General features: G+C 40.5%; 19 protein-coding genes. 4 read left to right on the forward strand and 15 right to left on the reverse strand.

The window, feature by feature from the left end:
- The first annotated feature begins 2 nt into the window (after positions 1-2).
- The 3 genes from HXT34_RS02555 to HXT34_RS02565 are packed head-to-tail and all read left to right on the forward strand — an operon-like array spanning position 3 to position 1881.
- Positions 3-839: a DUF881 domain-containing protein gene (locus HXT34_RS02555; protein WP_119526595.1), complete on the forward strand. Its 837-nt coding sequence runs from the start codon at positions 3-5 to the stop codon at positions 837-839.
- Between the two features lie 18 nt (positions 840-857).
- A complete protein-coding gene (locus tag HXT34_RS02560; protein WP_004108920.1) occupies positions 858-1298 on the forward strand; it encodes an FHA domain-containing protein in 441 nt (146 codons plus the stop codon).
- On the forward strand, positions 1276-1881 hold the full coding sequence (locus HXT34_RS02565) for a MerR family transcriptional regulator (protein ID WP_064340297.1): 606 nt from the start codon (positions 1276-1278) through the stop codon (positions 1879-1881). Before HXT34_RS02560 ends, HXT34_RS02565 begins: the two co-directional genes overlap by 23 nt.
- A 697-nt stretch (positions 1882-2578) precedes the next feature.
- Here HXT34_RS02565 and HXT34_RS02570 read toward each other — a convergent pair.
- The 12 genes from HXT34_RS02570 to hisS form a co-directional block, all read right to left on the reverse strand.
- On the reverse strand, positions 2579-3313 hold the full coding sequence (locus HXT34_RS02570; RefSeq protein WP_410299648.1) for an HAD hydrolase-like protein: 735 nt from the start codon (positions 3311-3313) through the stop codon (positions 2579-2581).
- Positions 3306-3653: an RNA polymerase-binding protein RbpA gene (locus HXT34_RS02575; protein WP_119487198.1), complete on the reverse strand. Its 348-nt coding sequence runs from the start codon at positions 3651-3653 to the stop codon at positions 3306-3308. Before HXT34_RS02575 ends, HXT34_RS02570 begins: the two co-directional genes overlap by 8 nt.
- 109 nt (positions 3654-3762) lie before the next feature.
- A complete protein-coding gene (locus tag HXT34_RS02580; RefSeq protein ID WP_421785349.1) occupies positions 3763-6396 on the reverse strand; it encodes a DEAD/DEAH box helicase in 2634 nt (877 codons plus the stop codon).
- A 27-nt stretch (positions 6397-6423) separates the two neighbouring features.
- Positions 6424-6765 (reverse strand): hypothetical protein, encoded by a 342-nt coding sequence (locus HXT34_RS02585; protein ID WP_415682974.1) that lies wholly within the window; start codon positions 6763-6765, stop codon positions 6424-6426.
- 2 nt (positions 6766-6767) lie between these two features.
- Positions 6768-8687 (reverse strand): helix-turn-helix transcriptional regulator, encoded by a 1920-nt coding sequence (locus HXT34_RS02590; protein ID WP_415682975.1) that lies wholly within the window; start codon positions 8685-8687, stop codon positions 6768-6770.
- Between the two features lie 292 nt (positions 8688-8979).
- The gene (locus HXT34_RS02595) at positions 8980-10419 is read right to left on the reverse strand and encodes a UTP--glucose-1-phosphate uridylyltransferase (protein WP_415682976.1); all 1440 of its coding nucleotides are present in this window, start codon (positions 10417-10419) and stop codon (positions 8980-8982) included.
- 222 nt (positions 10420-10641) lie between these two features.
- A complete protein-coding gene (locus tag HXT34_RS02600; RefSeq protein WP_415682977.1) occupies positions 10642-11727 on the reverse strand; it encodes an amino acid ABC transporter permease in 1086 nt (361 codons plus the stop codon).
- A 5-nt stretch (positions 11728-11732) separates the two neighbouring features.
- Entirely contained in the window at positions 11733-12410 is a 678-nt protein-coding gene (locus tag HXT34_RS02605) for an ABC transporter permease subunit (RefSeq protein ID WP_415682978.1), read from the reverse strand.
- Between the two features lies 1 nt (position 12411).
- Positions 12412-13245 (reverse strand): glutamate ABC transporter substrate-binding protein, encoded by an 834-nt coding sequence (locus tag HXT34_RS02610; RefSeq protein ID WP_421785352.1) that lies wholly within the window; start codon positions 13243-13245, stop codon positions 12412-12414.
- A gap of 69 nt (positions 13246-13314) precedes the next feature.
- Positions 13315-14127, reverse strand: coding sequence for an amino acid ABC transporter ATP-binding protein (locus HXT34_RS02615; RefSeq protein ID WP_415687235.1), 813 nt, complete (start codon positions 14125-14127; stop codon positions 13315-13317).
- Between the two features lie 144 nt (positions 14128-14271).
- The gene (aspS, locus tag HXT34_RS02620; RefSeq protein ID WP_415682981.1) at positions 14272-16068 is read right to left on the reverse strand and encodes an aspartate--tRNA ligase; all 1797 of its coding nucleotides are present in this window, start codon (positions 16066-16068) and stop codon (positions 14272-14274) included.
- Between the two features lie 91 nt (positions 16069-16159).
- The gene (gene hisS / locus HXT34_RS02625) at positions 16160-17560 is read right to left on the reverse strand and encodes a histidine--tRNA ligase (protein WP_421785430.1); all 1401 of its coding nucleotides are present in this window, start codon (positions 17558-17560) and stop codon (positions 16160-16162) included.
- 96 nt (positions 17561-17656) lie between these two features.
- Here hisS and HXT34_RS02630 point away from each other — a divergent pair, with 96 nt between their 5' ends.
- Positions 17657-19027, forward strand: coding sequence for a DUF349 domain-containing protein (locus HXT34_RS02630; protein ID WP_064621586.1), 1371 nt, complete (start codon positions 17657-17659; stop codon positions 19025-19027).
- Positions 19028-19119: 92 nt separating this feature from the next.
- Here HXT34_RS02630 and HXT34_RS02635 read toward each other — a convergent pair whose 3' ends face one another.
- The 3 genes from HXT34_RS02635 to HXT34_RS02645 are packed head-to-tail and all read right to left on the reverse strand — an operon-like array spanning position 19120 to position 26329.
- Positions 19120-20247: an Mrp/NBP35 family ATP-binding protein gene (locus HXT34_RS02635; protein WP_004108951.1), complete on the reverse strand. Its 1128-nt coding sequence runs from the start codon at positions 20245-20247 to the stop codon at positions 19120-19122.
- A gap of 3 nt (positions 20248-20250) precedes the next feature.
- A complete protein-coding gene (gene ligA / locus HXT34_RS02640) occupies positions 20251-23019 on the reverse strand; it encodes an NAD-dependent DNA ligase LigA (protein WP_421785355.1) in 2769 nt (922 codons plus the stop codon).
- A 58-nt stretch (positions 23020-23077) separates the two neighbouring features.
- Positions 23078-26329 (reverse strand): tetratricopeptide repeat protein, encoded by a 3252-nt coding sequence (locus HXT34_RS02645; protein WP_421785357.1) that lies wholly within the window; start codon positions 26327-26329, stop codon positions 23078-23080.
- Positions 26330-26473: the final 144 nt, after the last annotated feature.

The raw sequence follows: 26473 nt of genomic DNA on the forward strand, positions 1-26473 counted from the left end.
ATATGGTTTCAATGTTTTCTCATTCTCCACAAGATGATGATATTCTTCATAAAATGCGTCGTCAAAAAGCGCATGATCGTGAAAGTGATGAAACTCAAACTGGATCTTTCCCAGCAGTTCATCGTAAAGTAAAATCTTCGCTGAGTGGTCACGTGACTCGAGCGCGTATATTTACGGGCTTTTTAATGATGTTGCTCTGCGCTTTATTAGGTTTTGCGTACATGATTCAAGTTAATCGTAGTAACTCACTTTTGTATGAAACAATGAGCGAAGAGGAGTTGACGCGTCTTATTACAGAAACTCATTCTCAAATTCAAAGTTTGGAAAGCCGAAAAAGTGAATTAACAGGTCAGCTCAATTCGTTGCGTGAAGCAGTAGATAAACAAGATGAAGCTCGTCGTATTGCTCAGCAGAATGCTCAAGCAAATGGTCTTATTTCTGGACGTCTGCCGGCAGTAGGTAAAGGTATTGTAGTTCACATTACTGCAGGCGAAAAAGAGAATATTGATGCCGCTACGATGTTTCAGCTAATAGAGGAATTGCGAAATGCTGGCGTAGAAGTTATGTCTATTAACGGTGTGAGAATAGTTACTTCAAGCTATATTTCGCAAACTAAGCATGGTCTTATATGCGACAATATTATGATTGATCCTCCTTATATTGTGAAAGCAATTGGTGACCCTCAGAATTTGCAAAATGCTGTTAATATTGCAGGCGGTGTTGGGTCGCGTTTAAAAATTAAATTTGGTTCTTCTGTAATGGTTTCAGTGCCTGATGAAGTAGAAATTACTTCGACACGCGAACCAAAACAGTACGAATATGCAAAACCAGTCGAGTAACAAGGTAGAATAGCAAGTATGACTGAACCGATTCCTACAGCTGGCGAAACCACTATTATTGGTATGCCAGCTATTCATATTCCAATGAATACAACTTCAGATCGTCCTATGCAACAGGATGATTTTGATACTATAGCGAAATTACTTCCTGGTACTGCGTTGTTGATTTCAACTAGGGGAGCAGTGTCTGGTTCTCGCTATCTTCTCGATGAAGATTTAGTAACAGTTGGACGCGATTCGCATGCTGATATTTTGTTAGACGATTCTACTGTTTCGCGTGCGCATGCAGTGTTTAAGCGCCATAATGGCGTGTTTAGCATTTCAGATTCTGGAAGTCTAAACGGTACGTATGTAAATCGTGAACGTGTTGATGAATCAGTGCTGCATAATGGCGATGAAATTATGATTGGCAAATTCAGACTGGTATTTTTCGCACATGACGCAGTCACAGTCCGATAATGTGATTAATGCAGTACAGGGGGAGCTTTTTAACTTTTCCTTGTCTGCTGATCACGCTTCAGGATACCGTGGTAGTGTCGCTATGAAGGTTGCCGGTATTACTTACCGGCAACTCGATTATTGGGCTCGTAAAAGCATTATAGAGCCTTCAATTCATGCATCTAGCGGTTCTGGTTCTCGTCGTTTGTATTCTTTTAAGGATATTGCGATTATGGCTGTAGCTAAAAGGTTGCTCGATGCTGGCGTTAATTTAGTTAATGTTACTACGGCTATTATTTTTCTTAATCGATACTCAGAAGAGCGTTTGAGAAATATGACTATTATTTGTGATGGTCAGTCTGTTCAAGAGTGCGATGAGAATCAAGATAATATGCGTCGTATGCTTGCTTCTGGTTTAGCAGTATTTGCTATTGCTGTTGGTCGCATTGTTTCTAGAGTTGAAGAGGACTTATCTTCTGAAAATTCTGTTGACGCTACGCAAGTTGAAGAAAAAAGTAGTAAGTCTACTCGCAAATCTTATTCAAAACCTACTTCTCATACATCTTCAAACTCATGGAGTCTTGTTCAGGAAACGTGGGGATAATGGCATGTTTGTAGTTGTTATTATCGCTGTTATTTGCTGGTTTGCTTCAGTAGCATTGTTTTTATATAGTTTATTTGCTTGCGTGCGTTTTTTAGTAAAATTTCGAAAAAATGCTTATTTGAAATCAAATAGTATTAGCAATAGTAATAAGAAGCGAAATTCTATTGGTTTAATGCCTTGGAGTATTGTTATTACACATTGTTGTGGGCTTCCTTGCGCAATGCTTGCGTACATGCTTTTGCATATTGTTCGCGATTTTGGATTTGTTTGTGACGATTATTGGTTATTAATGAGATCGACGTTAATTGCGTCATATGTGATTATTATCGCGCTTATTTTTGTCAATATTTTTGTAATGCTATTTTGTGCGTACAGAAGCTGCAAGTCTTAGATTATTTAGCAAGAAGTATCGTAGGGATATTATTTGATAGTAGTGTGAGATTTTGTTGGTTGTGTTTGATTATTATCGCTAATTTGACATAACGTACATTATCGGATAAATATCAAGCAAATTTAGTTAAATAATAAGCTCAACCGGCAGAAACTGTGCAGCGTTGTAAAGTAAATGTCGGAATACAGCCAAAAAACGACAGAAACTGTGCACGCATGTAAAGAAACTGTCGTTTTCTCACTAAAATCCGACCGAAACTTTACGCACGTGTAAAGAAAAAGCCGTTACGACAAAATTCTGATTAGATTAAGCGAAATATTCGCAAATTGCAGTGCTTAATTCGCTTACGCTATCAATTATTCTGTAAGATCCGTGTGCTTCAAGCTCTCCAGGCTCAGCGTAACCCCATGCGCATCCCAAGCAATCCAAGCCGCAATCTTTTGCTCCGTCAGCATCAGTCCAGCGGTCTCCAACCATCAAAGCTCTGTCGCCTTTTTCTGGATTGTAATCAATCTCATCAAAAACATAACGAATAACTTGAGTTTTGCTAATACGCGACATATCTTTGCTGGCGCCATAAATTCCGTCAAGATACTTCGTCAAACCAAAATAATCGCAAATAGGCTTTACTTGATATTCTGGCTTGCAAGATGCGGTTGCTAAATAATATCCAGCTTCACGAAGTTTTGTGAGTTGCTCAAGTATTCCATCGTATACTTTGTTAAGTAGGCATCCTGGAATTTTTTTACCAGGATTATTAGGATCGTCAAAAGTTGCTACTTCAGAATAATACTTGCGATACGTAGCAAGTCCCTTTGCTAGCAGCGATTCAGGAACATTATTGCGTTGAAGAGATTCTAAAATTGAAGGACCTATAAAACGGTGCATTTCAGCATCGTCCGGTATAGGCTGTTTCAATTCTTTTAATGCAAGCTTTGCGCAAGTAATAATACCAGCATCTGACTTTGTTAATGTGCCATCAAGATCAAGCAGAATAATGCGACGACTAGTGCATCCTGAAGGCACTGAGAATTCACTCATAGTCAGGAATCCAGCCCTCATGATGCATTTTTAGACGCTTGTCTAGCAAAGTTTTTAATTCTTCTTCACTACGACGTTCAAGCAGCATATCCCAATGCGTCCTAGACGGCTTGTTGAAATCATCATCTGGGCGATCATCTTCGCCTTCGCGATGTGCAATCGTGCCGCAGCGGCATTCCCACTCTTCAGGAATTTCTGCGCCTTGAGCAAAAGGAAGAATCGTGCGATGTCCCTTTGGGCACACATACACAACATCATTTCGTGCAGCGAAATCTACATTATCGTCAGATTCTAATGATTTCGCACCAATGCTCATACCGCGTAAACTGCGTTCTGCCATAGTATCTCCTTGTGTAGTACTTTATAAAATTACCGAATTGCACGGACTATATATATAAAAACGATTTATATATACAAAATACATGCGTTTTATTTGTATATGCTCATACTTATACATCTGAGTATGCTACAACTCCACGGTTTAATAGTTTTGCAGCTTCATAAGCGCACGAAGCAAGATTTTTATCTACGCCATCTATAGATTGTAAATATTCTCCTGCTGCGAAAAGTTGAGTAAGTAAATCAATAAGACGTTTAGCTTGACGCACGAAATCTCCTCCAGTGCTGTCAGTATTGCGCAAAATTTCGGCTAGATCAGCACCATTAGCCCAATCGTACATAATATCTACAGCACCAAATTCAAGCGGTCTTAACGCTGGCAAATGAGCGTCTGCGCATAATGCGCTAGTACGCATAAACAATTCTTTCATTCGCAATACTGTATTAAATATCGCGCCATCCTTGCCGCCTGGATATCGTCTAGGTTCTCCCCCTGCAGGTCCTCTAGATTCATAAACTAATGCAGACAAGCACGATAATAATTCAAGCGGCGAAAGATCATTAAAAATTCCTTCGCAAATAGCTTCAGCAAATACAATGTCTAGTTCGTTATACAACCTTCTTAACAATTGACCGCGCTCAGTAAGGTGCAAAATTTGGTTTTGTGAAGAATCTTCAGATTGTAAATAATCCAAACTGTACAATACGTCACAAATATGGTCAAAAGTTCTAGCAACAGAACCGGTACGAGATTCGTAGCGTTCACGTACTTGATCAAGTTCCTTATGTTCTCTAATCCAATGGTAGCCCCAACGCAAATGTTGCTGAATATCTGCACAACCTGCACACGGATGCGTTCTCTCAGCTTCTCTAAGATTTGCAATAACAACATCCAGCGTTTTAAACGCTGCTGTGCGTTCTGCATCTGTGCGGAATAAAGTATGTTTAAGTTTACGGCGTTGATCGTGTTGAGCTTCTTTAAGCTTCATGCGTAATTGTAAAAACTCAGCAAAATTCCCATGCTCGCAGTGAAATGCTTCTTCATAGCCTTTAAGAGCTGTTTCAAGTTCGTTCATGCGATTATGTAAACGTTCAGCAGAAGCATTAGCTTCCCATTGAGCAAAAGAACGATCTAGTGTTGTTCTAGCAGTATCTGCATCGCTTGAGTTCAGCAAATTAACTGCCATATTAAACGTAGGAATGAAGCTGGAATGTAGTGGGTATACGCGTTTACTAGAAAGTGCTGCAGCTTGTTGAGGGACGAAATCAGCATGATCTACAAGAATTGCGTAACCAATATCATCAATTCCACGTCTTCCAGCACGACCTGTAAGTTGCGTAAATTCTCCAGGCGTAAGAGGTACATGCCCAGTGCCGTCAAATTTTACTAGCTTTTCTACAACAACGCTTCGAGCTGGCATATTTAAGCCTAAAGCAAGTGTTTCTGTTGCAAAAACAACTTTAATAAGCCCGCGTTCAAATAGCGTTTCAACAATGTGACGGAATAACGCAATCATACCTGCATGATGTGCTGCAAATCCTTGTTCGAGAGCAAAACGAAAACGTTCAAAACTTAGAGCATGTAAATCTTCTTTAGAAAGTTGATTTGCAACCATGCTGTCGACAATTTTACGGATTTCGTACATTTCTTCATCAGATGTAAGTATTAATCCTGCGTTTAAACATTGTTGAACAGCTTGATCGCATCCGGAACGAGAGAATATGAAATAAATTCCTGGCAGCATTCCCAAGTAATCTAATTCGTCAATAACAGCCCATCGACGAGGAGTATGTCGTTTTGCACATTTATCTAATTGCGCAACTCCCCCGTTAGCACTGTGCTTCTTACCTTTTCTGTAACGGTATTTGCTATCGCTGTAAGATTCTTTACGGCGACGAGCACGGTACTCAAATTCATTAAGTTTCCTAGTCAATGCAGGGTTAACGCGCTTAGTTACGTTTCCATTATTGTCATGGTCGTATAAATCGAGTAGCTCAGGCTCAGTTGCAGAATCCTCTTGAATAACAACATGTCTTTCTAAAGGCACAGGTCTGTGTTCGTCAACAACCAAATGAGTTTCTCCACGCACTGATTCTAGCCATGCAGAAAAATCTTCAACATTTGAAACAGTTGCAGACAACCCAATAATTTTCACCGATTTTGGAAGGTGAATAATAACTTCTTCCCACACGGCTCCGCGGAATTTATCTGCAAGATAATGAATTTCGTCAAGAATGACAAAACCTAAAGATTGTAACGTAATCGAATGCTCGTAAAGCATATTTCTTAAAACTTCAGTAGTCATTACAACAATGTCTGCTTCAGGATTTACAGAAGTATCGCCAGTTAATAACCCTACTCTGTCTGAGCCGTACAGTTCGCAGAAATCGTGATATTTTTGATTGCTTAAAGCTTTAATAGGTGTTGTGTAAAAAGCTTTTACATTACGATTTTGCGCAAGAAATACAGCAAAATCCGCAACAACAGTTTTACCAGCTCCAGTAGGAGCAGCAACTAAAACATTATTGCCATTTTCTAGTGCATCAATAGCTTCAAGTTGAAAATCATCAAGTTCAAAAGACAAAGAACGCTCAAATTTAGATGCCATCGAGCGCTCGTGCTTCATTGTATTTTTAAAAGCTGCGAAACGTTGTGAAGGAGATAATACTACATCATTCTCATTGCAGTCAGTTGGATTGCTTGTTTTATTTTTGCAGTCTTTTTTATGTGATAAATGAGACATAAAAAGTATTAGTCGCTTTCTTATATGTTATAGCTGAATGTCTTCTTCGCGAAGAGATTTTTTATCCCAATGCTGCCATATGCTACGGTGATTCTCGCGAATTTTTTGATGACGCTCAATAACTTTTGTGTGCGTTCGCTCATATCGATTCGTTGCATCTTTAATAGGAAGTGTAAATAATGGATCTCGAGGATTCTCATTATCTTCTTTATTTGGTTCATGCAAACGTTCGAATCTAGAAGAAACATCTTCGGAAATGCCAAAGCAGACTCTAGCTATTTTTATTGCGCTTAAAACGACAATAACAACTCCGAGCGCTACCATGATCAGCATAAAAACCGTTATGAGTAGCCAAATCCACCAAGGCATTGTTATTCCTCTGTATTCGCATTATCAGCGTGATTAACGCTTAATTCACGTTGAGCGCGAGCAATAATCATACTACGCAATGTTTCAGGAGCAACAGCTGTAATATGACGTGCGTGAGCAATGCAAAATGCAACGAACCATGAATCAGAAGAAACAGTAAGATGGACTTTTACTCCGCTGCCACAAGTTTCCATAGTGGCTCCAGAAAGATTCTTCAAAAAGTTCAATTCTGTTTCATCGGTAATAAAGCAAGTTTCAGTGCCGTTATCAAAGCTCCACTTGCGAAGTTCACTAACTGGAACATCTGGAATTTCAACTTGAGATACAGGTTCTACAACTTCTGCACGTTCAATACGTGCTACGCGAAGAACTTGCCAAATGCGAGGCAAGCCATTTGCTTTATTAATTGTTGTATCTTTAGCAACAAATTCACGTTTATCTTCTGGTGTTTGCTGCTCTACATCAGTCCATACTGCAACATAGTAAACGCCTTCATCAACGTAAATCTTCGACGGCGCAACAATCTTGCGACGAATACGCCCTGCCCCGTCAGTGTATTCCATATCTAGCAAAGATCCAGAGTTAATAGCACTGCGAACAATAGAGCAATTTCGAGGCTCAATTTCGTAACCTGTTAAACTCAGCCATGGAGTTTGACCAGGAAGAACATGACGGCGAAGACGCTTATACAAGGATTCAGCTTGAGTGCGCTGCTCAATAGGCAAAAGCAAAGAATGTGCCAAATAATTAGCAGACGCAGTAAGCATGCTCAAATATTGCTGTGAAATTCCAGCAAGTCTTTCCAAGCCTAAAGAGTTAGTAGCAGAAACAATTCCCTCGTTCTCAAGAAGAGTCCAATCTATATCAAAGAATTGGCTTCCTGCCATTTCCCCATCGTCAGAAACAGTAGTAAGAGTATTTATATCTTTGTGAAGAATTGTAACAAATCGACGAAGTTCATCATCGCTTTTTGGTCTACCAATAAAACGCTCAGCAAGCTCGTCTAATGGGAATTCCTCTCCAAGATGAGCAGACAAGAAAAGCATTAATCGAAGCCTACGATCTACTTCACTTCCAGTTTGGAATGAGGAACCTTTTTTTGTATGCGATTTATCAGTGTCGCTATTTTGTTCTTCAATATTTTGCGCTTCTTGTACAGCATCTTCTTCATCTTTTTGCTCATTTTCGTCACATTGAGCAAAATTAACTGCTGCGTGCAAACGGCGATGGAAAGCATCAACTGCTTCTTGAGGACTTACTACGCTAGAGCCAGGATGTTCTAGCACAAACATCGCTAAGTCGTCAGCATCAGTATAAGCAACGTTTAAATGTTCGCCATCGACATCCACAGTTGCGGCAAACCTTCGAGAATCAATAACTTTTACCAAAGAATCAGGTAGCATTTGCGTTCCAAGACCAGGTGCGATTGAATCTAAGCCTAAGCCAGGAATAGGAGTTTGTGGAACTCTAGGAGCAGTGCGAGAAGTACGCTGTTGCTCGTGTTGACCTGAATCAAGAGAAGAAATAGACATTGAACGAGCAAGATAATTTGCTGCAGCTAAAACTGGTAATTCAGATTGGTCGAAACGTAAACGTACGCGAGGTTCATCGCCTAATTGCAAACGATAAGACGCAAAATCTTGACCTTCGGACTTTGAAGAATATTCTGGCTGCCTAGATTCGATTGCAATACCCATAGCAGCAAGCTTTGCACGATCTCGCTGGAATTGTTTTGCGAATGCTGCTTTAGCTGCTTGATCTGCAAGCTCACCGTATGAATCTGCATATGCCTTTACGCGCTGTGCAATTTGACGCGAAGTCAGCCATTGCGGGAATGCGGAAGACAATACAGCGAGTACATCTAACTCGTGTTTGCCCCATTTGTCGGAAAAACGTCGCCTTCCGTTGCTTCCTTCTACCATTAGTCCTCACGTATCATGTTTGTATTAATTTACTTATGCGCTTTGCGAACAAGCGACTACGAAATGCAGCAGAACTTGTGTTGCAATATTGCGCACACCTTTTCTATTTTAATGGTGTTTTGCGGTACGTGTGGACATTTTTTAAAAAACTTCTAATAATTATATATTTTTTATTCACACGAACATCAACAACGTTGAAAATACGCCATTTTTTCGCGACACGCCATATAACTTTTTTATAGATAATTTTATTTACTATCAATAAAAATCGCATATTTGCAAGAAATTTGCTTTAAACCCAAGAGTCTGGTTCAATTCCTTGCGGTCCAACGAATTCTCCGTTTGGCACATAACTCGGTTCTCCTGTATCTTCTAAAACAGCGTCAGCAAACATTGAAACTTGATTTCCAAATGTCCAATCTCCCCTAATAGTTACTGATTTTGCAGCAGCTAAAGCTGGAACAGAATATGGGAATCTTTCGTTGAAATCATTGATGTTTTTGTAATAACGTGGATCCAAATCAATATCAGGAAATATATAGTTACCATCTTCCATTTCATATGAATCAGTAAGATGGAATCTATCTGATCGCATAATAAATAAGTCGTTGGTTGTTTTAACAGGCAAGAAACGCATGCGATCAACTTCTACGCAAATTGCGTCATCGAAAAGTGAAGCTATTGCGCCCATTGCTGTTTCTAATTGCACTACTGGTGTGCTGCTTTCATCAGTTGGGTCAACAGTTTTGTGATTAAAAATAACAGGCAAAGGCAAAATTCCTTTGTGCTCTTTTAGTTTTTCTTCTAGAGCATCTACACGAACCCAAATATTATTTGTGTTGAAGTATGGATGTTTTTTAATGCTTTGTGCGCTTCTACGATCCTCAGGATGAACCTGTGTCATTTCTCGTAGCATTAGTCTTCCTGTTTGCGCGTCCCTAACAATGTGACCGCCCTTACGATCTGCTTGCGTTCGCTTTGCAACCTCAATCATGATAGGTGCGCCAGTATTTTCAAAATGCTGAGCAAGAGTGCGCGACGGTCTAGCACCTAAATTGTCAGAATTTGAAATAAACAAATACTCAATTCCATTTTCTTTAAGAGTATGCAATAAATCAGATTCCCACAGAGTTGAAAAAATATCGCCGTGACCTGGAGGGCACCATTCAAGAGATCGATCTTCTTCGTGAGAAACAGGTTCTCCAGTTTCTTCTACTAATTTTGGTTCTTGATGTTGAATAATTTCTACAGGAATATTGTCTTGAGCAAACTTGCGATTGCGCTTTAGTACTTGCAAAGTATCGTGAGATGTGCGGAAAGAGTTCATGAAAATAAGCGGAAGATTAACTCCTAATCGCTGACGAGCTGTAAGAACTTGTCCAATAATAATATCAATAAAGCGCATTTGGCGAGCTTTATGCCTACGAACTGGTAATAAAGATTTTGCGCAAGACAAGCCCATAGACGTTCCCAAACCGCCATTTAATTTGATAAAAGCAGTTTTCGCGAATGCGTTAACAGCTTTGTCGTGATCAATAGTTTCGTAAATTTCGTGGAAAGTTGGAACGCTTTTAATAGGCTCAACTGTGCTCTCGCGAATAAACTCAGCAGGCTTATCCCCTGATTTATCTAAATTCCAAGCATTATATAAGTGTTTAAATTGTTCAATAGCAATTTCGCTCATGCCTTGTTCGCGCATCTTTGCAGCGGACAACTCAAACGCGTCATCCATGTAAAAGCCTCCTCGTATGCATGTGACCTTAATAGTTTAGCGATTTGTGCGTCGCTGCGCAAATATTGCTTTTAACGGTTATTTTTAAATACTATTATGATTCTACCAAAGTTAGAAAGTGCAAGTTAGAAAGTGCAAGTTAGAAAGTAATAAGCGCAGCCAATAATAAATACTGACTGCGCTTATGAGAAATTTGCTACTAAATACTACTAAATATGAAATTTAGTTATTTTCTGCATTGTTGTCATCATTTTCTTCCGGTTCATCGCCAGTTTTTAGATGATGCTCGTCATAGCCTTGCAAGTAACGAGTGTGACGCCAATGGTGAATAGAAGCGTTCGTACCGCGATGATGTACGTGATACTTACGTGGAGTACCGCCATAAGGAAGCTCTTTAACTTCGCTAGCAACTGCCATTTGGTTCACATTAGAAGGATCCATAATAGCAATTGGAGCAACAGGCTCTGGCTCTGTTGGAGCGGCAGTTCGATTCTTCAAGTGCGATGGCAACCATTGTGCAAACCAAGACAATGCCAAGCAAATAAGGAAATATATTACTCCTGCAACGCTTAATGTTTGCAAAATATTAAAGTACATTGATCCGAGTCGGCGCGATTCCTGAAGCAAATCAGTGTACATAATAATTGAACCAAGTGCAGTATCCTTCAAAACAACTACAAGCTGAGTTACTGCTGCAGGCATCATAGCAATAATTGCTTGAGGCATTTCAATTTGTGTCAATGATTGGTATTCGCTCAATCCTAATGCAAGTGAAGCTTCTCTTTGACCGTTTGGCAAGTTGCCAACACCTGATCTAACAAGTTCTGCAACAACAGAACCGTTATACATAATCAGTGCCAAAACAACAGCCCAGTAAGATGATTCTTTCATACCAGAAAGTGCGAATGCTCTCCACAAGAAAATCATAAGCATCAATACTGGTACTGCGCGGCAAAACTCTACTACTATTGCGGAAATACTACGAATAATAAAATTAGGTAGTAAACGGCAAAGTCCGAAGAATAAGCCAAATACAATAGAACCAACTACTGCAAGTAACGATGCCTTTAGTGTCATCCATAATCCAGGAAGATAAAAATCAATCCAGGCTTCAGATTCGAGAGCAGGATTCCAAAGTATCCAAGAAAGTTGGTTTTCTCCCTCTGGAGGATTGCTCAAACGAGCGAGAATAGCAATAATGCAAATAACAAAAATGCAACCGGCAATAATATTAGCTATGCGAATTTTCTTAAGAGCTTTTGGACCTGGAGCATCGAATAATAATGATTGTTCACGTTGTTTAGCCATTGTTATCACCTTCTCACAGCAAGCTTATTTGACAAATAAGTAGTCAAAATGCCGATAGGAATGATGAGCATAATGTATCCGCAAGCGAAAATTAAGAAGATTGGCACAATCAAATCTGCATGTTTCTCAATCATTTCGCTCATCATTGTTGAAGTCTCTGTGGCAACTGATGCTGCAGCAGCAACTGTAGAATTCTTAAGCAAAGCAATAAATGTATTACCTAATGGTGCTACTGAACCGCAGAAAGTTTGTGGAAGAATTACTTGTGTTGCAGATTGGAAGAAATTTAATCCAAGAGCGCGGCAAGCTTCTGCTTGACCAACAGGCACTGTATTAAGACCAGATCTCAAAGATTCGCAAACAAATGCTGCAGTATAAAGCGACAATCCAGCAATTGCCAGCCAGAAGAAATTCACTTCAAAAATTGAGGAGAATCCTATCTTAAGCTGAGCGTAAACGCCTAAAACCATGAAAACCATAATGATGGTAAGTGGCATGTTTTTAAACAATTCAACATAAACTGTAGCAATCATGCGTAATGATGAAACAGGGCAAATGCGCATAGTAACAAGAATTACGCCAATAATTGATGAAAAAAGTACACTCCATAAAGTTATTTCAATATTAACCAAGAATGCTCCTGGAATATTGTAGGAGGTAAATAGCTGCACAAAATCTTGCATATTACTTCTCTCCTTCTTGAGGAATTGGCGGATTATACTTTGCGTTCGGCTTAAAGCCAGTGCCTCGCAAATTGTCGTCTAGAGCTCGTTTCCATGAGCCGTTTTTAATCATTTCTTTTAAGGCTGCATTAATTTTCTTAGCTAAGGCTGTATTTCCTTTTTTAATGCCAATTCCGTAATATTCTTCGGTAAATGGCTTGCCTACAAGCTTTAAACGACCTCGAGAAGCGGTTGCTAAACCAGCAAGAATAATATCGTCGGTAGTTACAGCATCCACAATTCCTGAGAATAGTGCAGTTGCACATTCTGCATAACCAGGCTGTTGCATAAGCTGTACTTTTGAAGAGTAACGCTCTTTAATAGAAATTGCAGATGTTGAGCCTGAAACTGAGCATAAACGCTTTCCATCCAAATCATTTGGACCGCTTACTTTATGCTCATCTTTTCGAACTAGCAAATCTTGGCCGGCAATAAAGTAAGGTCCTGCGAACGAAACCATTTTCTTGCGAGCGTCAGTAATGGAATATGTTGCAACAATAATATCGACATCACCGTTTTGAAGCATTGTTTCACGCTGTTTAGACGGTGATTCTTTCCATACGATTTGATCTTCTGAATAGCCGAGCTTTTTAGCAACATATTTTGCAACATCAACGTCGAAGCCAACGTAAGTTCCTGCTTTTTTGAAACCCATACCAGGCTGATCGAATTTAATACCAATGCGTATTACTTTTTTACCATCGCTACGATCGCAAGCTGTAAGCGGCATAACGCAGCATACGGTACAAAGCATCGCTAGTATCGCACGAAAAATGCGATTATGTAATATTTTCATATCTTTTCCCTTCATAAGAAATGTTTTAAAGTTTCAGGATTTTTACTGAAAGATAAAACAAAAAGCAGATTAATGCGTAAGAATCTTGGAAAGGAAATCTTTTGCTCGATCAGTTTTTGGATGCTCGAAGAATTCTTCTGGAGTACCCTGTTCGAGGATTTGACCATCGGCCATAAACACAATTCTGTCAGCAGCTTTACGAGCAAAGCCCATTTCGTGCGTAACACAAATCATTGTCATGCCTTCTTTTGCAAGCTCAACCATAACATCCAGTACTTCGTTAACCATTTCTGGATCGAGTGCGGAAGTTGGTTCGTCAAAAAGCATAACTTTTGGCTGCATAGCAAGAGCTCGAGCGATTGCTACGCGCTGCTGCTGGCCGCCGGAAAGTTGTGAAGGCATTTTGTTAGCCTGATTATCTACGCCTACTCTAGTAAGTAATTCCATGGCAAGAGTTTCAGCGCTTTGCTGATCCATGTGACGAACTTTCATTGGTGCAAGAGTGACGTTTTCAAGAATCGTTTTGTTTGCAAAAAGATTAAAGGACTGGAATACCATTCCAACTTCTGCTCGCAAAGCTGCAAGTTCTTTTCCTTCTTGAGGAAGTGGCTCACCATCAATACGTATGTCACCTGAATCGATAGTTTCGAGACGATTAATTGTGCGACACATTGTTGATTTACCAGAACCAGATGGACCGATAATAACTAGTACTTCGCCTTTGTTAACAGTAAGATTGATATCTTTAAGCACATGAAGTTTTCCATAATGCTTTTCGACATGGCTTAGTTCTACGAGGGGATTTGCCGCTTTTCGCACTGAAATAGTGCTATTAGTCATATCCTCGGCGTTTGGATTTGACTTTGATATTTGCTTATCCATAACAAGAAGTTTAGCCAATCTGTGTTACGGTTATTTATCACTATCGTTACGTTTTGTAACTCTTACGTTACAAAAAGCCGTTGATTGTAATCATAAAATAACAATCAACGGCTTATAAATAATATTTTTTACAAGTATTTTTATTTACTCGTCTTCTTCTGGATCGTAATCGACGCCAGTTTCAGCACGCTGCTCGTCAGAAATTGGAGCAGGAGCGCCGGTTAGAGGATCCCTACCGCCGCCAGCCTTAGGGAATGCGATTACGTCGCGGATTGAGCTTGCGCCTGCCAAAATTGCAGCAGTACGATCCCAACCCAAAGCAATACCAGCGTGAGGTGGAGCACCATACTTGAAAGCTTCAAGCAAGAAGCCGAACTTTTCGTCAGCTTCAGCTTTATCGATTCCAAGAACGTTAAGCACACGATCTTGAATATCGTCGCGGTGAATACGAACGGATCCGCCGCCCATTTCGTTACCGTTGCACACGATATCGTAAGAATCGCTCATAGCGTGCTCTGGATCTTTATCAAACTTATCGATCCAATCAGCGGATGGCATTGTGAATGGATGGTGCATAGAAGTCCACTTTGAGTGGCCAACAGCAACGTCGTCATCATCTGGATCATCAGTGCGCTTGAACAGTGGGAAGTCAACAACCCAAGTGAAAGCAAACTCATCTGGGTGAAGCAATCCTGCGCGGCTAGCAAGCTCTACACGAACAGCGCCGAGCAAAAGCTGCGAAGACTCGCGGGAACCTGCTGCGAAGAATACTGCATCTCCATCTTCTGCTCCAACGGCTTCCTTAAGACCTGCGCGCTCTTCTTCGCTAAGATTCTTAGCAACAGGACCCTTTAACTCGCCATCTTCACCAAATACAACGTAAGCCAATCCCTTAGCTCCACGCTGCTTAGCCCAATCCTGCCAAGCGTCAAATTGACGACGAGGAGTTTGCGCGCCACCCTTAAATAGCACAGCGCCAACGTATGAAGCCTGGAACACGCGGAATGGAGTGTTCTTAAAGAAGTCAGTTAATTCAACAAGTGGGTTTCCAAAACGCAAATCTGGCTTATCGGAACCATACTTATCCATTGCTTCCTGCCAAGTAATACGAGGCAAAGGAAGAGTAATTTCGTGACCGGCTTCCTTCCAAATAGCAGCAATAACGCGCTCTGCCATAGCCATAACATCTTCCTGGCTTGCAAAGCTCATTTCCATATCAAGCTGAGTGAACTCAGGCTGACGATCTGCACGGAAGTCTTCGTCGCGATAGCAGCGAGCAAGCTGATAGTAACGCTCGACGCCAGAAACCATGAGCAACTGCTTTAGAAGCTGAGGAGACTGTGGAAGTGCGTACCAAGAGCCTGGAACCAAGCGTGCTGGAACAACGAAGTCGCGAGCGCCTTCAGGAGTTGACTTAATGAAAGTTGGTGTTTCAACTTCAGTAAAGTTCATATCTTCCAAAGCGTGACGAGCAGCCTTAGCCATATCAGAGCGAAGCTTCAAATTGCGTTGCATAGATGGGCGACGCAAATCAAGATAGCGATACTTCAAACGAACATCTTCGCTTGGGAGCTTGTTTTCGGATTCGTTTTCCAAAGCTGTTGAAACCTGGAATGGCAAAGCATCTGACTTTGCGAGAATAGTAACAGTTTGAGCAACAATCTCAATTTTACCGGTTGCTAAATGGTCGTTTTCGTTGCCATCTGGACGCAAGCGAACTTCGCCGGTAACTTGTACAACGAATTCACTACGCAATGGTCGTGCAGTTTCTTCATCGTAAATAACAACTTGCACTAAGCCTGTGTTATCACGGACATCGACAAAGGCAACTCCACCATGATCACGGCGACGATCAACCCAACCAGCGATGGTTACTTTTTGCCCGACTAATTCTTCAGTCACTTCAACGGCATGATGTGTGCGATACGCCGTCTGGCTCATAAGTCCACTTCCTCTACAATCTAATTGATATATTCATTTGTTTCTATTGACATGATTTTGCGCACAATATTCAAGCAAATTTGCAAGAACATTATTTAGCGCAAGAAACTGTCTGCCGGGCATAAACAGTATCCGGTTGCCAAGACGTGGCATCCGCGGTTTCCTGTTCGCCAGTAATAATATTTTTTACTTCATCGTGAGATGACTCTGATTCAGTGCTATCAGCAGGGAACCACACATAAGGAATGCCGAGCTTGTCAGCATATTTTATCTGCTTACCAAGCTTTGCTGCGCTAGGAGAAACATCTGCTGCAATGCCTCGATCTCGTAAAGTTTTAGCAATAGCATTGCATGCAGGACGATCCTCCTCATTCCAAACTGCAACAAGTACTGCAGCAGGAGAAACTCGAGAAACAGTAGCACCTGCAGTGTGAAGCATATAAGAAAGCAGTCGAGACATGCCGATTGAAAGTCCTACGCCTGGATACTTCTTCTTGCCTTGTGAAACTAAATTATCGTAACGACCGCCAGAGCAAATTGAACCAAGAGATTCTGCGTTGTCAAGGAAAGTTTCGTAAACAGAACCAGTATAGTAGTCAAGTCCACGAGCAATCTTCAAATCAGCAACAACAGCGCCTGGGCGGATACGTGCTGCTTCGTCTACAATCATCGCAAGAGTTTCAACACCTTGAGAAGCTAAAACGTAAGATTCGTTATCATCGCTTCGAGAAATATTATGCTTATCGCATAATTCGTTGAAACGAGACTTCAACTCATCTCCTGTTTCGGCAGTAAGTTCAGCTAATTCTAAGCATGCATCAGCCTGAGAAGCCGTAGCGCCGCACTCTTTTACCAAAAGCTTAGCAACTTCTTCAGCGCCAATTTTGTCTAGCTTATCGATTTCTCGAAGAACTCCCTCGATATCGCTTAATCCAATACCGCGATAAAAACCTTCCGAAAGCTTTCGATTGTTAGCATGAACAGTTGCCTTAGGAAGACCGAACTTACGTAAACGCTCAAGAGCTTCAACCATAACAAGTGGAAGTTCAACTTCGTAGTGTGAAGGCAATTCGCCATTTCCTACGACATCGATATCAGCTTGTACAAACTCACGGAAACGACCTTCTTGTGGACGCTCCCCTCGCCAAACTTTTTGCATTTGCCAGCGTTTAAATGGGAACGTCAAATCACCAGTATGCTCAACTACGTAACGGCTGAGTGGAACTGTTAAATCGAAATGTAAACCAATGCGTTCTTCTACAGGAGTGTCGGATTCGTGACCAACTTCTTGTAAACGCGATAATAAATAAATTTCTTTACTGGTTTCGCCTTTTTTTAATAAGCTTGAACCCTGTTCTACTGCACGCGTTTCAATTCCAATAAAACCGTTGAGTTCAAACACTTCTCTTAGTGTATCAATTACTTGCTGTTCAACAGCGCGTTCACTAGGAAGCCATTCAGGGAAACCCGATATTGATGAGCCTTGTACCATGTCCACTATAATAGGTGGTGTTGCGGAAAAATCATGGCTTACCGTCATACTTATTCGTAACAATGTTACCGTGCATCTGCTGTAAGGAGTCGTCCCGTGACCGAACAGACTAAACCTGAAGAAACTACTAAAACTACTACCGCGCCAAAGCCAGTTGCTCCATCTCCAGCAAGCTTCGCGCATAAGACTCGTGTTGTTGCTCAAGCACCAACCATTTCTTATAGTGAAGAGGATATTAAAGCCGCAAAAACCTTTGGCCGAGTTGATGAAAATGGCACTGTTTACGTTACTGAAAACGGTGCTGAGCGTGAGGTTGGTCAATACTCCACTGGTACTCCTGAAGAAGCGTTGACTTTCTATATTCATCGTTATCTTGATTTGAAGATTAAGCTTGATCTTTTTGCTAAGCGCTTAGAAGCTTCCAATGTAAAAGCAAAAGAAATTGACGAAACGCTTAATACTTTGAAAGCTGAATTGGAAAATCCTGCTGCCGTAGGCGATATTGCTGCTTTACGTGCGCGACACGCCGAATTAGCTGCAAAAGGTAATGAAAAGAAGGAAGCAATCTCTAAAGCTCGAAAAGAAGCTCTAGAAAAAGCTTTGAAAGAACGTACAAATATTGTAGAACGTGCAGAATCGTTAGTAGCGCAAATGAATGAATCTACTAACTGGCGTGAATTAAACGATAAGCTACGTGCTTTATTTGACGAATGGCAGGAGCACCAGCGTACTACTATTCACTTGAATAAGTCTGATGCCGATGCTTTGTGGCAGCGTTTTTCAAAGGCTCGTTCTGCGTTCTCTCAGGCTCGCAATTCTTGGGTTAAAGAACGTGAGCATGTGCGTAATACTGCTAAGCAGCTTAAGGAAGCTATTATTGCAGAAGCTGAAAGCTTAAAAGATTCAAAAGATTGGCGTGAAACTTCTATGAAGTTCAATGCTTTAATGGATCGTTGGAAGAAAGCTGGCAATGCTGGTCGCCAGCACGATGATGCTTTGTGGGCTAAGTTCCGCGAAGCTGCTGATGCTTTCTATCATGCTCGTCAAAATGACCGTGAAAAGGTTAATGCTGGAGAACACGAAAATCTTGCTAAGAAGGAAGCTTTGCTTGTAAAAGCAGAGGCTTTGTTGCCAGTAGAAAATGAAGAGGCTGCTAAGAAGGCTCGTAAGGCTTTGTCTCAGATTCAGGAAGAATGGGATGCTATTGGTTTCGTTCCTCGTGAAGATATGCGTCGTATTGAGTCTCGCTTAAACGACGTTGATAAAAAGATTAAGGCTGTTGAAGACGCTGCTTGGCGTGAGGCTGATCCTGAAGCTAACGCTCGTAAGTCCAGTTTTGCTTTACAGTTGGAAGCACAACTAGAAGAGCTTAACGCTGCTATTGCTAAGGAAACCGATAATAAGCGTAAAGCTAAGTTGGAAGCTGAAAAGGCTACTAAAGAGCAGTGGTTGAACGCTGTTAAATAATTAGTTTTATAACTAACTAAAAGTATGGGGTCGCTTGATTTTAAGCAACCCCATACTTATTTTTTCGGTTGTATTTTTAAGCTTTATTTGCTTTAAGAGTTTTTTATTAAAGATTTAGCTAAATGAATAAAAGTATTAGCTAAATTAGAATCTGCCAATTTTCCATCTTCGGTTAAAACAGCAGGTCGCCCTGCTTCACCAGTTTCTCTAAGCGCAGGATCTAAAGGAAGTTGAGCTAAAAGAGGCACATTAGTGTCAAGAGCGTTACAAAGCTGTTCGCTTACTCTCTTTCCTCCTCCTGAACCAAATAATTCTAAGCGCTCGCCGTTATTTTCAAACCAGCTCATGTTCTCAACAACTCCGCGAACTTTTACAGGAATTTGCAAAGCCATAAGACCTGACCTAACTGCTACATCTGATGCACTAGGTTGTGGAGTTGTTACTACAACAAGCTCTACGTTTGGTAAGGATTGCGCTACAGCTAATGCCATATCTCCTGTGCCTGGAGCTAAATCAAGAAGTAAAACATCAGGGTTGCCCCACCAAACATCTGAAAGAAACTGTTCTAAAGAACGTTGTAATCGTGGTCCTCTCCACAAAATAGCACGATCAGTTCCAGCAAACATTCCAATAGAAATAAGCTTTACTCCCCAAGCAACTACAGGCATAAGCATTCCGTTTAAATTTGTTGGTTGAGAATTAACTCCAAACATTCGCGGTAAAGAAAAGCCGTAAATATCGGCATCAATAGCTGCAGTATCGTAACCTAATGCTGCAAAAGTTGCAGCTAAATTAGCAGTTATAGAGGATTTTCCAACTCCGCCTTTCCCAGAAGCTATAGCAAAAATTCTCGTGCGAGTGCCAGCTTTATTAAATGGATTTTCTTTGCGTTCAGCTTTTAAATCTGCAACCAACTTTTCTAATTTAGTTTTACTCATTGCAGTAGCGTTGACGTGCGGTATGAGTATTGCTTGAGGATATTTAGATATAGCTTCTTGAACTCGTCCTGTAATTACTTCTGCAAGAGGGCAATTTGGCACAGTAAGTTCAAGATTTATCTCTACATCATAAGCAAACTTTGTTGCATCAATGGTTTCAGCTTTTTTTATCACATGCACTCCGGTTACCATATTTAATTCGGTAACAGAGCGACCTAATTCTGGATCAATAACGCTACCCAGCAAATCGTAAACTTGTTTTTCGAGTTCACTTGTATTCATGCGTTATGATTCCTCAGCAATGAGATTTGGAACAGTATTATTTGCAATTTGTAGTATTTCTTCTAAGTTCCCAGTTTTTAAAAGAGTATTAAACTGTTGTTCGTTAAGCATAGGAATGCCAAGTTCCTGCGCTTTAGTTGCCTTGGATCCTGCATTTTCGCCTAGAATAACGCAATATGTGTTCTTGCTTACTGATCCTGATGCTTTGCCTCCTCTTGAGACTATAGCTTCTTTTGCGCTGTCTCTTGTAAATCCTTGCAAAGATCCTGTAACAACTATTGTTTTACCTACTAATGTTTGAGCGAAAGACGATGCTTCAACTTTCCCTACTACACCTGCTTCTTGCCACGATTTTAATACTTCAAATTGCCAATTAGCAGGGTCATTAGCTTGTTGGAACCAGTTGTATACTGCTTGCGCAATTTCAGGACCAACTCCATCAATTTGTGTAAGTTCTTCAATAGATGCTTTGGAAATATTATCTAAAGATCCAAAATTTGCCGCTATAAGACGTGCAGTTGGTGGACCTAGTCTACGAATAGATAAAGCAACCAAAACTCGCCACAGTGCTGCATTCTTGCCTTTTTGAGCTATTTCTTCAAGCATACTACGAGTAGTTTCAGAAGGTCTTGTATACCATGGCACATTTATTGTTTCTTTATCGTTTCCGCTAGTTTTAGCATTTCTAGTAATGCGCTTATTTTTCCAAAGTACTACTTTAGCGTCAATTGGAACTTGGAATTTAGGATATTGAGGATCCCATTGTTCGTTTGGTGAAGTAGTTTTTTCGGAAGTTTCTGCTGCTTCGTAATTTGTAGATAACTTTGCTTCGATTGTGCGAGTCCAAAATGCTCTAACTTGATGCCAAAGACCAGATCCGCCTATTTTGCGTGTATGCTTTTTAAAGCTACCGTCTTTACTAACTTCTTTCCACTCTTCAACAAGAGGAATTTCTTTCCAAACCATTACATTTTGCAAATCGTCGGCAGTAATACTAAATAATCCAGCTTCATTTCTAAGTACTGGAGTTTGTGGTTCAGGTAGCGTTAAATCTGGTGACGGTATATATGGTTGTTGAGTTGTGCCTCGCTGAATTATAATTTTATCCATATCTGGGCAGTAAACTTCTGCAGTTGTAGGTCTGCAATCCTCAGGATTTGTAAGAGCTAGCGCAGCGTTATCGCCCAAATTTTCAATATCAAAAGCTTGTCTGGAAGCCAAGTGAATTATTCGTTCTGTAAGTTGAGCTGGGCAGTTTTCTACATTTGGGCAACGAATGTCTTTATCTCCCTCTTTTGCAGGAGCTAGCTTAGTTCCACAAGATGGGCAGTATTCTGGCATAACAAACTTTCTAAGTTCATTTTCTCGCCCTTCCCTAGCTTTAAGTACCGGTCCGACTAATTCCGGAATAACATCCCCAGCTTTACGTACTACTACAGTATCGCCAATTAGCACACCTTTATGTTCAACTTCGTAAGCATTATGAAGAGTTGTGCGAGAAATTGTCGATCCTGCTACAGTAACAGGTTCAAGAACAGCTACAGGAGTTACTCTTCCAGTTCTTCCAACCTGGACAATAATATCCTTCAAATAAGTATTAACTTCTTCAGGAGGATACTTGTACGCAATAGCCCATCGTGGAGCTCTAGAAGTAGCTCCTAGTTGATGCTGTAATGCTCTGTCATCAACTTTTACAACTATGCCGTCTAAAGCGTGCAAAATATTTGCTCTATGCTCTCCGTAATAGTCAATCATTTCTTCTATTTCAGAAAAATTTGTGACTTTTCTTGTGTACGGAGAAACAGGTATTCCCCACTGTTGATAGAACTTATATGCGTCAGACTGATTAAATTTTGTTTCACTATTGTTATGGCTTGTATTTTCTTTCCAACGAAGCTCACCTAGTCCGTGTGCAAAAAAGCTTAATCGACGCGTGGCTGTAATTCGTGGATCTTTTTGGCGCAAAGAGCCGGCTGCAGCGTTACGAGGGTTTGCAAAAGCAACTCGTCCAGCATTTTCTTGTTCATCATTTAATTTTCTGAAGTCTTCCCATTTCATAAAAACTTCGCCACGAATTTCCACGAACTCAGGAATATCGTCAGGATTGTCAGAATGAAGCTGTGTTGGTATTGCTTCAATCGTTCTTACGTTTAATGTAATATCTTCGCCAGTTACGCCATCGCCTCTAGTAAGACCTTGTTCAAGAGTACCGTTGCGATAAATAAGATTTAAAGCAAGACCATCAATTTTTACTTCGCAAGTCATAGGAAGAGGTTTAGACTCATCCCATTGTAAATCGCGAATTACGCTGTTATACCAATCGTGTAATTCTTCAATTGAAAATACATCATCCAAACTCATCATTCGAGACGGATGCTTTACAGAAGTAAAATCGTTAGAAAAAGTTCCACCTACGCGATGTGTTGGGGATTGAGGAGTATCTAAAGTTGGGAAGGCAGCTTCTAAAGCACTTAGCGCTCGCATTCTTGCATCATATGCTGCGTCTGAACTAGTCGGAGAATCTTCTACGTAATAAGCAATTTGATCAGATTGTGCCCAAGCTGCCAATTTTGCCCAAAGTTTCGCAGCTTGCTCTATAGTAAGCGTCGCTGGCTGCAAGTTTCCAAGAGCCAACGCATCAGTGTCTGTTGGTTGAAGTTGAGCAATCCATGTATCTGTTTTTTGCGTATTTTCATGAGTCTCATTTTGCTCGTCAAAATCGTCAAAAAGAGTCCATTGTACGTTTTTTGACTCGATATCATCGTGAGCCATACTCATGAAACCCCCTTCAAATCAGCTGTTGCTTTATATAGATTATGTCACTTACCAGTTACGCATTTAATGAACGTAAGAACTGTGATTGTACTGCACCTTCACAATCGTCATTCAGTGACATTCGAATATGCGCTACACACAAAGTTCTTGCAATTACAAACATTCCATCGTCAACAGTTAGCTTTGCAGCTTTTCCAATAATATGATTCGCTTCAATATTAGGCCAGACAGGAATATCGTCACTCATAAAGCAATGTCTAACATCATCCATACTAGTAGGAGCTTTATAACACTGCGAGCGCATTCGTGATAATAACTCTTCTAGTTCCATTTGTAGCGGTTCTATTCTTCCTGGAGCTAAATAGTCTGCCATTCGGTAAGCGCTTGCTGCCAGAGTGAACTTGTCTTGCATCCAAGCTGCATAAGCTAATCTATAGTATGCGAATGCTGCGTCGTCTTTGTCTAATGCTACTCGAAGTGCGTTTAGACATGCTGCTACTGTTGACGTCCAATCTTCTTGTTGCGATAACGCTGCTGCAAGTCGCAAATGCGATAATGCGTATGTTGGAGCGTATGAAACCATTGTGTTTAAATGTTTTAACGCCGCATCATATTGATGTAGTTGTGAGAGCAAATCTGCTAATTCCATGTGGGCGTAGAATAATCCGTCTGGAATAAGTAGTGTTTGCTCGTCTGGTGTTGCGAATAAGCGGTTGTACACTACTCGTTCTGCATATGAATTAAAGTAACGTGGCACAGCATTATCTATTGCGAACATGGTGTCAAATTTTGCAATATTGTTCTCATAAGATTCTAATGCTTGTTTAATGTCGCCCTCTATGAGTTGTTCTTGGGCGTGTATGCGCATATCTCTTATATTTTGAGATGCTTTGAAATGAAGTTCCGGTATTGTAGTTTCGTCAATAAGTGAACGAGTTACTATATCTGCTTGGTTGTTAAGCTCGGGGTCGCCAATTTGTTCGATGATATTCATTGCTTCACGAGCTTTTTCAGCTGTTGTTAGCAATGGTTGTGAAGCAATATGATGAAAATCGGCGACTGCTTGCTGTAGCAAGTCTTCTCGTTGTATAGAAAGACCTTTAGCATGTGCTGTTCCGAGTATTTCTTCTTGTTCTTCGTTAAATAGTGTGTCTGAAAATTCTGGCTCTTCCTGTGCACCGTTAGGCGAGAAGCAAGTGTCATGCAAATCGAATGATGGTTCTACAGTGTTAAGCTTGCAATTTTCGTTTAAGCTTATACGCGCGTTAGATTTTTTGTAGAATTCTATAGGATTTTGTAATCCGTGCGAGCGAATATGTTTTACGAAATTGTCACGTTCGAAAGTAACGGTTATTAAAGTTCGCACTTCTGGCGGTTCGCTAAATGCTGCTAAAGGATTTGTGTTATTTGTGCTATTTGCGTTGTTTTCATTGTTTCCGACTTCCATCGCGCTTGTTAAATCATCACTATGCTCATCTACTAATGATTGCGCAGCTTCTACAACATCAGCAAACGGTAGGTGTTGCAAATCTTGCAACTTAGAAGGGTCGCCATGAATGTCTCCATCTTTTGGCTCACCTTTTTCGTGCGTACTATTGTTATCAATTCTATTTAGTGCTCTTAGCGTACGATTTAGTAGATTGCTAATAGCGCTATCTTGTGCAGCAACCATTTCTTCTAAACCTATAGAGTCAAGTCTAATAGAAACTTGCTGTATTTTATCGCTAATACCAAAAGCGAGAGTTGCAAGCATAATTCCAATTCTCAAATTGTAATTTACTGAAATATTGGACTTTTCGCTATCGCTATACTCATGCCACTTATTTTTATTAGTATCGTAGATACTTCTTGGCATTAGTGATGATCCTGTTGCTGTAAAAGCTAATGCAACTTTCCCATCTCCTAAATTAGAGCGAAAATCTGCATCAAAACGGAACGGTAAATACAAGCTACGAATAAGTTCAGCTAAAGATTGGCGATACAACCACTCTCCTGCTTCAGTCTGTTTTAAATACGATGCAGACTGTTGGCACTTGCGAGCTTTGCGCCATAAATGCATTAATGGGCGAATGCAGTCATCTTGCGTAGGATCTCCGAAACTTTGCATTCCTAGATCTTCGCTAGCAATAAAAGCTGGATCTTCAATAAATGAGTTATCGATAGCACAAATGCGCTCGCAAGTAATATTATCTTCTAAACTTTTACCACCTTGCGATGCGTTTGCTTGAATGCATTGATAAATTGCTTGTAGTCTGTTTAATGCACCTTCAATGCGCAACACTTTCAAAGCTGCAGAAGGCTCTAATGAATCATCCCAAATCAAGTAATGTGCTGAAGTTTTCTGTGCAGGTTGTAAGTGTAATCTTTCCGCTGCATGAACTGCTTCTAGACTGTGAGTTTGCTCTAATGCTCCAACGTCGCGCATGACGCGTTCGTAGTATTCTTCCAAACCGGAAACTCTAAAACCTTCTTTGCGCGCAGTTTTAATATCGGAAACGCTTCTTCTTATTGCGCCAAGAGGAGCTTCTGTATGCAAGCGGTGTAATACGTGAAAATATCCAAAACCAACTAATGATTGGTGTAAATCTGGCACAAAAAAAGTCGCAAAAAATACTGTAGCAATAGCGTCTTCATATGAAAGATTGCATCTAAAATCGTCACTCAACGATACGCGTGTGCCTTCGATAGTATATTTTTTATGCTTTCCATTGTTTAAGCAAATCCATGAAGCAACTTGATGCAAGCCATCATCTAAAGAAACTTGCATAACAACATCGCCATAGACAAAAGGCTTATTGTTAATGTTTTGTTTTGCGTATGAGCTTGAAGTATTCTTATTTACTTTCTTTTTTCGTAAATTTTTAAATACGCTTTGTAGTTGTTTTGTAAAGTTATGTGATGCTTGTATTTGCTTAGATCCATAGAATCTAGTTTTGTTATATAGATTAAAAGACCCTTGCTCAATAAATGACAACTGTGGTATGCGCTCAATTGCTTCTACAGGAGTTACTTTATCCCCTGTGTAAACTCTCCCATCTTTGTCTGCGATTGCAAGTTGACGAAAATGCTTTCCATCATCTTTGCATAAACCTAGCGCAATTCCAAATAGTTTCCCAGGGATTTTAAACCAAGCTAGTTGGGTATTTGCTGGAAGTCCTGGAAAATCACGAAAAATACGGTGCTTAGAAAAAGTAGGAATGGAAGTAATTTCGCCTTGTTGCCATAAGGAATCAATAGCGTCTGACATGATTGACATACGATCTTCTTTAGAGTGTGTCTGCTCGGTAGATTGCACGTCTTCAGCCATAATCCCCATTCTTTCAAGTCGTTGACATAATGCAAGTTGCGTTCGTAAGCATTCAGCATTTAATCTTATGCGCTGACTGCACTCGTCACATCATAGTTCAGTATATAAGTAGTATATAGGAAACGCATGTTCGATGTGTGAATG

Origin of the sequence: Gardnerella sp. DNF00983 (assembly GCF_049244265.1) — a bacterium.
In the GTDB taxonomy this organism is placed as follows: domain Bacteria; phylum Actinomycetota; class Actinomycetes; order Actinomycetales; family Bifidobacteriaceae; genus Bifidobacterium; species Bifidobacterium vaginale_J.

What these genes read in the sequence shown, in the direction of transcription:
- hisS (WP_421785430.1), bottom strand. Translation starts at nt 17,560, where the DNA reads ATGGTACAAGGCTCATCAATATCGGGTTTCCCTGAATGGCTTCCTAGT.
- aspS (WP_415682981.1), bottom strand. Translation starts at nt 16,068, where the DNA reads ATGAGCCAGACGGCGTATCGCACACATCATGCCGTTGAAGTGACTGAA.
- HXT34_RS02645 (WP_421785357.1), bottom strand. Translation starts at nt 26,329, where the DNA reads ATGGCTGAAGACGTGCAATCTACCGAGCAGACACACTCTAAAGAAGAT.
- HXT34_RS02595 (WP_415682976.1), bottom strand. Translation starts at nt 10,419, where the DNA reads ATGGATGACGCGTTTGAGTTGTCCGCTGCAAAGATGCGCGAACAAGGC.
- HXT34_RS02615 (WP_415687235.1), bottom strand. Translation starts at nt 14,127, where the DNA reads ATGGATAAGCAAATATCAAAGTCAAATCCAAACGCCGAGGATATGACT.
- HXT34_RS02570 (WP_410299648.1), bottom strand. Translation starts at nt 3,313, where the DNA reads ATGAGTGAATTCTCAGTGCCTTCAGGATGCACTAGTCGTCGCATTATT.
- HXT34_RS02610 (WP_421785352.1), bottom strand. Translation starts at nt 13,245, where the DNA reads ATGAAAATATTACATAATCGCATTTTTCGTGCGATACTAGCGATGCTT.
- HXT34_RS02580 (WP_421785349.1), bottom strand. Translation starts at nt 6,396, where the DNA reads ATGTCTCATTTATCACATAAAAAAGACTGCAAAAATAAAACAAGCAAT.
- HXT34_RS02560 (WP_004108920.1), top strand. Translation starts at nt 858, where the DNA reads ATGACTGAACCGATTCCTACAGCTGGCGAAACCACTATTATTGGTATG.
- ligA (WP_421785355.1), bottom strand. Translation starts at nt 23,019, where the DNA reads ATGGCTCACGATGATATCGAGTCAAAAAACGTACAATGGACTCTTTTT.
- HXT34_RS02555 (WP_119526595.1), top strand. Translation starts at nt 3, where the DNA reads ATGGTTTCAATGTTTTCTCATTCTCCACAAGATGATGATATTCTTCAT.
- HXT34_RS02635 (WP_004108951.1), bottom strand. Translation starts at nt 20,247, where the DNA reads ATGAATACAAGTGAACTCGAAAAACAAGTTTACGATTTGCTGGGTAGC.
- HXT34_RS02605 (WP_415682978.1), bottom strand. Translation starts at nt 12,410, where the DNA reads ATGCAAGATTTTGTGCAGCTATTTACCTCCTACAATATTCCAGGAGCA.
- HXT34_RS02575 (WP_119487198.1), bottom strand. Translation starts at nt 3,653, where the DNA reads ATGGCAGAACGCAGTTTACGCGGTATGAGCATTGGTGCGAAATCATTA.
- HXT34_RS02585 (WP_415682974.1), bottom strand. Translation starts at nt 6,765, where the DNA reads ATGCCTTGGTGGATTTGGCTACTCATAACGGTTTTTATGCTGATCATG.
- HXT34_RS02590 (WP_415682975.1), bottom strand. Translation starts at nt 8,687, where the DNA reads ATGGTAGAAGGAAGCAACGGAAGGCGACGTTTTTCCGACAAATGGGGC.
- HXT34_RS02600 (WP_415682977.1), bottom strand. Translation starts at nt 11,727, where the DNA reads ATGGCTAAACAACGTGAACAATCATTATTATTCGATGCTCCAGGTCCA.
- HXT34_RS02565 (WP_064340297.1), top strand. Translation starts at nt 1,276, where the DNA reads ATGACGCAGTCACAGTCCGATAATGTGATTAATGCAGTACAGGGGGAG.